9 protein-coding genes, 2 tRNA genes and 1 riboswitch (1 of these 12 only partly in view) are annotated in these 9,124 nt (G+C 41.6%); of the genes, 8 read left to right on the top strand and 3 right to left on the bottom strand.

Annotation, left to right across the window (positions count from 1 at the left end):
• From CPS94_RS07065 to CPS94_RS07040, 6 genes are all read left to right on the top strand, one after another.
• Positions 1-962 carry the 3' portion of a peptide MFS transporter gene (locus CPS94_RS07065; protein ID WP_112194332.1) on the top strand. It extends 508 nt beyond the left edge of the window, so the window shows 962 of its 1,470 coding nt (coding positions 509-1,470); its start codon lies off the left edge, out of view; the stop codon is at positions 960-962.
• A 191-nt stretch (positions 963-1,153) separates the two neighbouring features.
• A tRNA-Tyr gene (locus CPS94_RS07060) sits at positions 1,154-1,239 on the top strand.
• 3 nt (positions 1,240-1,242) lie between these two features.
• A tRNA-Gln gene (locus CPS94_RS07055) sits at positions 1,243-1,314 on the top strand.
• 65 nt (positions 1,315-1,379) lie between these two features.
• Positions 1,380-2,180, top strand: coding sequence for a pyrroline-5-carboxylate reductase (proC, locus tag CPS94_RS07050; protein ID WP_004051821.1), 801 nt, complete (start codon positions 1,380-1,382; stop codon positions 2,178-2,180).
• Between the two features lie 74 nt (positions 2,181-2,254).
• The gene (gene nagA / locus CPS94_RS07045; protein ID WP_112194334.1) at positions 2,255-3,391 is read left to right on the top strand and encodes an N-acetylglucosamine-6-phosphate deacetylase; all 1,137 of its coding nucleotides are present in this window, start codon (positions 2,255-2,257) and stop codon (positions 3,389-3,391) included.
• 24 nt (positions 3,392-3,415) lie between these two features.
• Positions 3,416-4,114: a GntR family transcriptional regulator gene (locus CPS94_RS07040; RefSeq protein WP_112194336.1), complete on the top strand. Its 699-nt coding sequence runs from the start codon at positions 3,416-3,418 to the stop codon at positions 4,112-4,114.
• A 42-nt stretch (positions 4,115-4,156) separates the two neighbouring features.
• Here the strand turns inward: CPS94_RS07040 and CPS94_RS07035 are convergent, their stop codons facing one another.
• The 3 genes from CPS94_RS07035 to CPS94_RS07025 form a co-directional block, all read right to left on the bottom strand.
• Positions 4,157-4,711, bottom strand: coding sequence for an ECF transporter S component (locus CPS94_RS07035; protein WP_112194339.1), 555 nt, complete (start codon positions 4,709-4,711; stop codon positions 4,157-4,159).
• Positions 4,711-5,703, bottom strand: coding sequence for a nucleoside hydrolase (locus tag CPS94_RS07030; RefSeq protein WP_112194341.1), 993 nt, complete (start codon positions 5,701-5,703; stop codon positions 4,711-4,713). Before CPS94_RS07030 ends, CPS94_RS07035 begins: the two co-directional genes overlap by 1 nt.
• A gap of 18 nt (positions 5,704-5,721) precedes the next feature.
• Positions 5,722-5,766, bottom strand: a riboswitch (PreQ1 riboswitch).
• 78 nt (positions 5,767-5,844) lie between these two features.
• Entirely contained in the window at positions 5,845-6,579 is a 735-nt protein-coding gene (locus CPS94_RS07025) for a WecB/TagA/CpsF family glycosyltransferase (protein ID WP_112194343.1), read from the bottom strand.
• A 145-nt stretch (positions 6,580-6,724) separates the two neighbouring features.
• Between CPS94_RS07025 and CPS94_RS07020 the strand changes: the two genes are divergently transcribed.
• Together CPS94_RS07020 and nadE are read left to right on the top strand one after the other, a co-directional pair.
• A complete protein-coding gene (locus CPS94_RS07020) occupies positions 6,725-8,194 on the top strand; it encodes a nicotinate phosphoribosyltransferase (RefSeq protein ID WP_112194345.1) in 1,470 nt (489 codons plus the stop codon).
• A 14-nt stretch (positions 8,195-8,208) separates the two neighbouring features.
• Complete coding sequence (gene nadE / locus CPS94_RS07015) at positions 8,209-9,036, top strand: ammonia-dependent NAD(+) synthetase (RefSeq protein ID WP_112194347.1); 828 nt, start codon at positions 8,209-8,211, stop codon at positions 9,034-9,036.
• Positions 9,037-9,124: the final 88 nt, after the last annotated feature.

Below are 9,124 nucleotides of genomic sequence, written 5' to 3'. Positions count from 1 at the left end.
GGTTAGGTCAACAAGTCAACTTCCACCTTGGCTTTTCACTAGCAGCGATCGGGATGTTCTTTGGTTTGATCCAATACTTGATCGATGGTCGGAAGTATCTTTCTAAAGAAAGCTTATATCCAACTGATCCACTTGAACCAGATGAAATGAAGAGTTTGGGTAGAAAGACTGCTGTTTGGAGCGTCTTGATCGCCTTGATCATTGCCTTGATGTTGCTCTTTAATATGTTTACGATCATGAACATCATCAACTTATTGACGATCTTTGCGGTATGTATTCCGGTTTATTACTTCGTTAAGATCTTGGCAAGTAACAAGATCGATAAAGTTGAACGTTCACGTGTATTAGCCTATATCCCATTGTTCATCGCATCTGTGCTTTTCTGGTCGATCGAAGAACAAGGCTCAGTTGTTTTAGCATTATTTGCCAACGAACAAACACGGTTATCATTATTTGGCTTTAACTTCCCATCAAGCTGGTTCCAAAGTATGAACCCACTTTTCATCATGCTGTATGTTCCATTCTTTGCCAAATTATGGACTAAATTAGGGAAGAAACAACCATCATCACCAATGAAGTTCTCCTTTGGTCTGTTCTTTGCTGGGGTTTCCTTTATCTGGATGATGTTACCAGGGCTTTTATTTGGAACCGATACTAAAGTCAGTCCATTATGGTTGGTCATGAGTTGGGCTTTAGTTATCATCGGGGAAATGTTGATCTCACCGATCGGCCTTTCTGTGACGACTAAATTAGCTCCTAAAGCTTTCCAAGCTCAAATGATGAGTATTTGGTTCTTAGGTGACGCGGTGGCCCAAGCCTTCAATGCACAGATCGTACGTCTCTACAATGATGGAACTGAAGTAGTATACTTTGGAACGATCGGGATCGTTACCGTAGTCTTTGGTGGATTACTTTTAGTTTTAACACCACGTATCAAAAAACTAATGGAAAACGTTAATTAACATTTGACTGTATCGCAGATCACTTCAGATCAGCGGTACAGTTTTTTTATTGGAGATTAGTTTAAAGTTTTAAAAAGGGTCAGAAAAAAATTATTTAAAAAAGTTTTCAAAAAGTGTTGCATTTTGATCCTAAACAGGGTATTATAATTAAGTCGGATGCGTTAAGTCATCTGATATGAGATATGGAATACGGAAGGGTAGCGAAGTCTGGCTAAACGCGGCGGACTGTAAATCCGCTCCTTCGGGTTCGGTGGTTCGAATCCACTCCCTTCCACCATATTGGGCTATAGCCAAGCGGTAAGGCAACGGTTTTTGGTACCGTCATGCGCTGGTTCGAATCCAGCTAGCCCAATGACTGATAGGTCACGACTTAATTAGGTCGTGACCTTTTTTTAATTTAAAAAAGCAGGTGAGCAAATGAAATTAGGATTTATCGGTGCTGGAAATATGGCACGGGCAATTATCAATGGCTGGTCAAGTCAAGGGCAAAAAGCTGAGATCTATCTCCACAGCGCCCATAAAGCAAGCTATGAACCATATGCTAAAGAACATGGACTACACGCTTGTACTAGCAATACAGAGGTCGTTTCAAAGGCAGACATTATTTTCTTAGCAGTCAAACCGCTTGTGTTAGCTGAGGTCTTACACGAGATCAAAGAAACCGTCCAAGCCAAAAAGCCAGTCGTCGTTTCGATGGTGACGGGAGTATCTATCGCAGAGATCGCAGATTTGTTAGAGCTGACACCTAAAGAGCTAGAGGTCATTAGGATCATGCCAAATGTCAATGCAGAGATCGCAGCAGGAATGACAGCTTTGAATGCAAGTCCTGCTGTGACTGAGACTAATTTTTTACGCGTCAAAGGACTCTTTGAAATGATCGGCCAAACTGAGATCTTACCCGAAAAAGATTTTAGTACCTTTGTAGCTTTAGCGGGTAGTTCGCCAGCTTATGTTTACTTTTTCATTGATGCGATGTCACGAGCTGGAGTCAAATATGGCTTGAAAAAAGACCAAGCGACCAAGATCGCAGCCCAAGCTGTTTTAGGGAGTGCACAAAAAGTTTTAGCTGATCAAAAGACACCGATGCAACTAGTTGATGATGTTTGTTCACCTGGTGGGACGACGATCGCTGGCTTACTTGCCATGGAAGAAGCGGGCTTTATGACAGCTGTGATCAAGGGCATGGATGCGACGATCAATAAAGATCAAGGAAAATAAGCGTTTGTGCTTGTAATTTTGGTCTATACCTATTACTATTAAGATGTAATTAAAATAAGAAAGCGGGTCCAATTATGAGCAAAGTTATCAAGCATGCTGTTGTTTACACTGGGGAAGATAAGATAGATGACGCCTATATTCGATTTGATGAGCAGATCGAGGCGATCGGTCCAATGAGTGAGTATCGAGTTTCACCAGCTGATCAAGAGGTGATCGATGTTGAAGGTAAGCTCATCGTGCCGGGTTTTATCGATGTACATAGTCACGGTGGCTATAATTTTGATGCCATGGATGGTAATGCAAAAGAATTGAGTGAAATGGTCGATGATATGGTCTATGAAGGTGTCACGACTTATTTTCCAACGACAATGACCCAATCACCAGAAAATATTGCCCATGCGATGACAGCGATCAAAGAAGCGGCGGCTAAGAATCCAGTTATTCAAGGTATCCACTTAGAAGGTCCTTTTGTTTCACCAGTTTTTAAGGGAGCCCAACCAGAAGAATATATCCAAGCTCCAGATACAAAATTATTTGATCATTGGAACGAATTATCCGGTAATATGATCAAATTAGTGACCTATGCACCTGAGCATGAAACTTCGCCGGAATTTGAGCAATACTGTTTAGAACATGGGATCGTTCCTTCTGTTGGACACAGTAATGCGACTCGAGAACAGATGAAGCATTCTCGTGCCAGTCACGTAACGCATTTGTATAACGCACAACGCGAATTCAAACATCGTGAACCTGGTGTGACAGGTCACGCTTTGCTCGAAGATAATATCTATTGTGAATTGATCGCTGATGGTTTCCATGTGTGCCCTGATATGATCAAATTAGCGTATGAATTGAAGGGACCAGATAAGATCGAATTAGTAACTGATTCGATGCGAGCTAAGGGCATGCCAGAAGGAGTCTCTGAATTAGGTGGTCAAAAAGTTATCGTTAAAGACAAACAAGCTCGCCTTGAGAGTGGTAATTTGGCCGGAAGTGTTTTACAATATAAGGACGCTTTTGTAAATATTATGAAGTTTACTGGGTGTTCACTAGAAGATGCGATCAAGATGTCTTCCTTAAATCAAGCCAAAGAGTTTGGTTTGACTCAAAAAGGTGTGTTAGCAGTGGGAAAAGATGCTGATTTTAACGTCTTTGATCATGAGCTTGATCTAGTCGAAACATATAGTTTTGGACGCCGATTCAAAAAATAATTCCAAATATGGAAGGTGGTAGTCATGGGTTCACCAATTTACATTCAGATCCATAACAAAATCAAACAAGAGATCGAAGCCAATCACTGGGCAGTCGGTGATCGGATCCCCTCAGAGCGCGATCTAGCGGTGCAGTTTGGTGTCAGTCGAATGACCTTGCGTCAAGCGATCCAGACTTTAGTTGAAGAAGGGATCTTGGAGCGCCATATCGGGTCAGGCACTTATGTAGCGCGCAAAAAGGTCCAAGAAAAGATGTCTGGAGTCACGAGTTTTACGGAGTTGACAGAAGCGCAAGGAAAGACGCCTTCCAGTAAGACGGTCTCTTATTTGGTGACTGCCCCTTCGCTTAGTGAAAGTGAGCATTTAAAGTTAAAGCCTGGTCAAAAAGTCTTGCGAATGGAGCGAATCAGATATGCCGATGAAGTTCCGATCTGTTTTGAAGTGGCGACTTTGCCATATGATCTGATCAAAGATTATGCAAGAAAACAGATCACTAACTCACTTTACGGAACGCTACAAGAAAATGGTTTGACGATCGGCCATGCGCAACAAACGGTCAGCTCGATGTTGGCTTCTGAAAAGATCGCCGAATATCTTGACTTAAAACGTGGTTCAGCGATCTTGCGGTTGCGTCAGATCACTAGATTAGGGGATGGACGTCCCTTTGAATATGTTCGGACCCAGTATGCTGGTGAGCGGTTTGAATTTTATTTAGAAAAATAAAAAAGCGACGTACAGGCTAAGCTTGTACGTCGTTTAATTTTTTTAGGCAGTAAAAAGTTGGCGCTTTTTGAGCGCTGAAACGATCAGTAAGACCAAGTAAAAAGTCAACAGCCGGTCTAAATAATCAGTTCCTAGCTGAACTAAAAAGATCGCTAAAGCTTTTTGTAGTCCCAAACCACTTAAGAGTTGGACCAACATGCTAGAACCTGAACTAGTGATACCGTTAAATAAGAAGTAAGTGATCGCGGTACTCGTCAAAGTTCCAGGTAAAGAGATCACACCAGCTACGCTTAAGATCTGCCATTTTTTAGGGGAACGGAGATATTTGAAAAGCAGACCAACGATCGCCCCGATCAATAATTGGATCGGCGAATAATACAAGGAAAAGACATCAGTAGTCAGGCCAACAAAAAGGGCGGTACTTGCGCCAACAAGCATGCCTAAGAGTGGGCCAAGCAAAGCGGCACAAAGCATTGTTCCTAGGGTATCAAGGTAAAGTGGTAGATGTAAAAATAAGGCTAGATTACTACCAACGATATTTAAAGCGATCCCGAAAGCACAGAGCGTCAATGTTTTTGGTGTCATTTTTTTAAGCATTATTTTCCCTCCAGACTTGTGATCTGTGGTAAGACCTGGGCTAACATTTCAGGATCTAACCCACAAGTGCGTGCTAAAAAGAGTTGCATCGCTTTTAAGGCGTCGACTTTTACTAAGACGTGACTGTTAGGAGAACGGTGCCAAAAATTTTTCTCATCAACGATGCTTTGCCCAAGTGCGATCCCTGAAGTAACGATCTGAGTATTAGCATCAAAGCCAGCACAAAGCTCAGGAAAGATCGCATAGAGGACAGCTAAAGGATCATTTATGACACAACCGATGACTTTTTCATATTGCCAATGAAAATCAAAATAAAAGCGCGTGATTTTTTGAATGAATTCAGCTTCCTTAGGTGCATTTTGGTAGATCAATTCAAGTATGTTGGGGGTAAAAAGCATTTTGCGAGTAACGTCAAGGCCGATCATTTCGAGCTTGACAGGTAAGTGCTCAAAACAATAAGCTGCTGCCTCAGGATCACACCAATAATTGTATTCAGCTACGGGAGAACAATTGCCAAAGCTTTTAAAATTTCCCCCCATGGACACGAACCGCGTGCAATTTTGCCAAGCTTTAGGGTCTTTTTGGTGGGCTAAAGCGATATTGGTCAAAGGACCAAGTGCAATGAGCGTTACATCTTGCTCTTTTCTAAGCGTTTCATTGATAAATTCACAAGCATTTGAGTGATAGTTTTTATGTATTTCAGGCAGTTTGCTTTGACCTAAACCATCATTTCCATGGGTATCCTGGGCACTGACATAGTCACGCTTTAAAGGTCGATCTGCACCACGATAAACGGGGATCTTTAATTGATGACAATGAGCTAAAATTTTGAGTGCATTTTTAGCACCTAGATCTGAAGGGACATTACCAGCGACTGTGGTGATCCCGAGAACATCAAGTTCAGGCGATGCGAGCGCTAGCATCAAAGCTAGGCTATCATCGATACCAGGGTCACAGTCGATAATGACTTTTTTGCGAAGAGTTGCATTCATATTTCCTACCTCCTTATGAGATTCTTGGTTTTTTATCCTGGGAAGTTTACGAACCAGTCCAAGTTATCCTTGATTTTTATAAATGCATTTTCCATTATATAAAAAAATAAGCCGTTAAACAACAGCTAACGGCTCTAAAGCTCAATACTTAAGATATTTTTTGCGATAGACTAATAAGAGATATTTAGGCAAAGCCAACATGCGAAAAAAACGGCTCGGTTCTTTTAATAAACGATAAGCCCATTCGAGATGGTGATCGATCCACCATTTAGGCGCGCGCTTAGTTTGACCAGATAAAACATCAAAGCTTCCCCCCACGCCCATCCAGATCGCAGAAGCAAGGTCTTGGTATTTAGCGATAAAGAACTCTTGTTTAGGAAAACCTAAAGCGACAAAAACAAAGTCAGGCTCAGCTTGTTTGATCTGCTCAGCAACTTTGGCTTCATCTTTAAAGTAGCCATCACAACTTCCAGAGATCACTAGATTTGGATAGTTGGTAGCTACTTTAGTTAAAACTTGTTGTAAGACAGCTGGCCTAGCACCTAAGAAAAAGACGCGTTTTTGATGTTTGTTGGCAAAAGAAAGTAAGGCGACCAGCGTATCATAGCCAGTCACACGCTCAGGTAAAGGATCACCTAAGATCTTAGCTCCTTTGATGATCCCGATCCCATCAGCTGTGACATAATCGGCACTACGAATAGTTTTAGCGTAGGCAAGATCAGCTTTAGATGCTAAGACGATCTCAGGGTTAGCAGTCACGATAAAACGGTTAGCTTTAGTTTGGCTATCGCGTTTTAGTTGTTCCAAAAATTCAGTTTGGGTGGCTTTGATAAAATCAAGCCCCAAAACATTTACAGTCTCAAAATTATTTTGCATGATATACCTCATTTAACTCTAAGGATCTGTTATTATTATAGCAGTTAGATTGGTGTTTTGGCTCAAAAGTGATAAAATTAGACTCATATAGTCAAATCCGCTAAAAAATTTTCGGAAAAACAATTGATTAATGAAGAGGAAAGAAATGGTTAAATTATATCCAGACGACAGTTATACATTGCATACTGATGCTTATCAGATCAATATGATGCAGACATATTGGCGCCAGGGTCTGGCAGAGCGTAAGGCAATTTTTGAAGTTTATTTTCGTAAGCTGCCGTTTCAAAATGGGTATGCGATTTTTGCAGGCTTAGAGCGTATTGTTGATTATATTCAAAATTTGCGCTTTACAAAACATGATCTCGCCTACTTAAAAGAGATCGGCGACTATCCGGATGATTTTATCGAATATCTCCGCAATTTTAAATTTAAAGCGACGATCCGTTCAGTTGTTGAAGGGGAAGTCGTCTTCAACAATGAACCTTTGCTCCAAGTGGAAGGCCCATTGGTAGATTGCCAATTAGTCGAAACAGCGATCTTGAATATCGTTAATTATCAAACTTTGATCGCAACCAAAGCAGCCCGTGTCCGTTCAGCTTGTGGGGAGGATGCCTTGCTTGAATTTGGAACACGGCGCGCACAAGAATTTGATGCAGCTTTGTGGGGGACGCGGGCAGCCTATATTGGAGGCTTTGATGCGACCAGCAATGTACGGGCAGCTAAGATCTTTGGGATCCCAGCTAGTGGAACACATGCTCATGCCTTAGTGCAAGCTTACCGCAATGATTATGATGCTTTTATGGCATATGCTAAAACGCATAAAGATTGTGTCTTTTTAGTTGATACTTATGACACTTTGCGTTCAGGTGTGCCAAATGCGATCAAAGTAGCTAAAGAACTAGGCGATCAGATCAATTTCTTAGGGGTCCGGATCGATTCTGGCGATATGGCTTATATTTCAAAACGTGTTCGGGAACAACTAGATGAAGCAGGTTTTCCTAATGCTAAGATCTATGCGTCAAACGATCTAGATGAAAAGACGATCACCAACTTGAAGATGCAAGGGGCTAAGATCGACGTTTGGGGTGTGGGCACTAAGCTTATCACGGCCTATGATCAACCTGCTTTAGGTGCGGTCTACAAGATGGTAGCGATCGAGGACGAAAATGGTGTGTTAGAAGATACGATCAAGATCTCAAGTAATGCCGAAAAAGTATCGACTCCAGGACGTAAGCAAGTCTGGCGGATCACTAAAAAGACCGATGGTAAATCTGAAGGTGATTACATTACGATCGGGGATGAAGATCCGCGCAAGGAAAAATCACTGTATATGTTCCATCCACAATATACCTATATCAATAAAGATGTGACTGATTTTAATGCACGACCTTTATTGCGTGATATTTTCAAAGCAGGTGAGTTAGTCTATGAGCTGCCGACTTTAGAGAAGATCAAAGAATATTCCAAATTGCATTTAGATAGTCTTTGGGAAGAATATAAGCGCGATCTAAACCCGCAAGATTATCCAGTCGACCTTTCACAGAAATGTTACGACAATAAGATGAAGATCATTAAAGCGGTTCGTGAAAGTATCAATCAAAAACTTGAAAAGTAAGAAGGTCAAAGTTAATGAGAACATTACAACAAGAGATCATTACTGAATTAAAAGTCCAACCAACGATCGATCCTGAAGTTGAGATCAGACGCTCGATCGATTTTATAAAAGCTTACCTGTGCAAGCATCCATTTTTAAAGACCCTTGTATTAGGGATCTCTGGGGGCCAAGATTCAACGTTATGTGGCAAGTTATGTCAAATGGCGATCACTGAATTGCGTGAAAAGACAGGTGATGACAGTTATAAATTTATCGCTGTGCGCTTACCTTATGGGACCCAGGCCGATGAAAGTGATGCTTTGGATGCGATCGAATTTATGCAAGCTGATGAAATGATGCGAGTCAACATCAAAGAAGCTGCCGATGCAATGGTAGTAGCAGTTCAAGCTAATGATGTGACGGTAAGTGACTTTAACAAGGGTAATATCAAGGCACGCCAACGCATGATCGCCCAATATGCGATCGCAGGTGCAAACAGTGGGGCGGTTGTAGGTACTGACCACGCTGCTGAAGCGATCACTGGCTTTTACACCAAATTTGGGGATGGCGGTGCTGATATCATGCCATTATGGCGGTTAAACAAACGCCAAGGTAGAGCAATGCTAGAAGTCTTAGGTGCGCCTGAACATCTTTATCAAAAGACACCGACAGCTGATCTAGAAGAAGATCGTCCAGCTTTACCAGATGAAGTAGCCTTAGGTGTGACCTATGATGACATCGATGACTATTTAGAGGGTAAAGAAGTGCGTGCTGATGCGGCTGAAAAGATCGAAAATTGGTTTGTCAAGACAAAACATAAACGCCATTTGCCGATCACGGTCTACGATACATTTTGGAAATGAGCTTAAATAAATATGCGCAGACAAAAAAGACTGTGATATTTAGCAGATAACAAAAATCCATCGAGATGCAAAAAACATCTTGATGGAT

It is taken from the genome of Ligilactobacillus murinus, from assembly GCF_003288115.1.
Classification (GTDB): domain Bacteria; phylum Bacillota; class Bacilli; order Lactobacillales; family Lactobacillaceae; genus Ligilactobacillus; species Ligilactobacillus murinus.
This window is presented reverse-complemented; position numbering and strand designations above follow the sequence as displayed.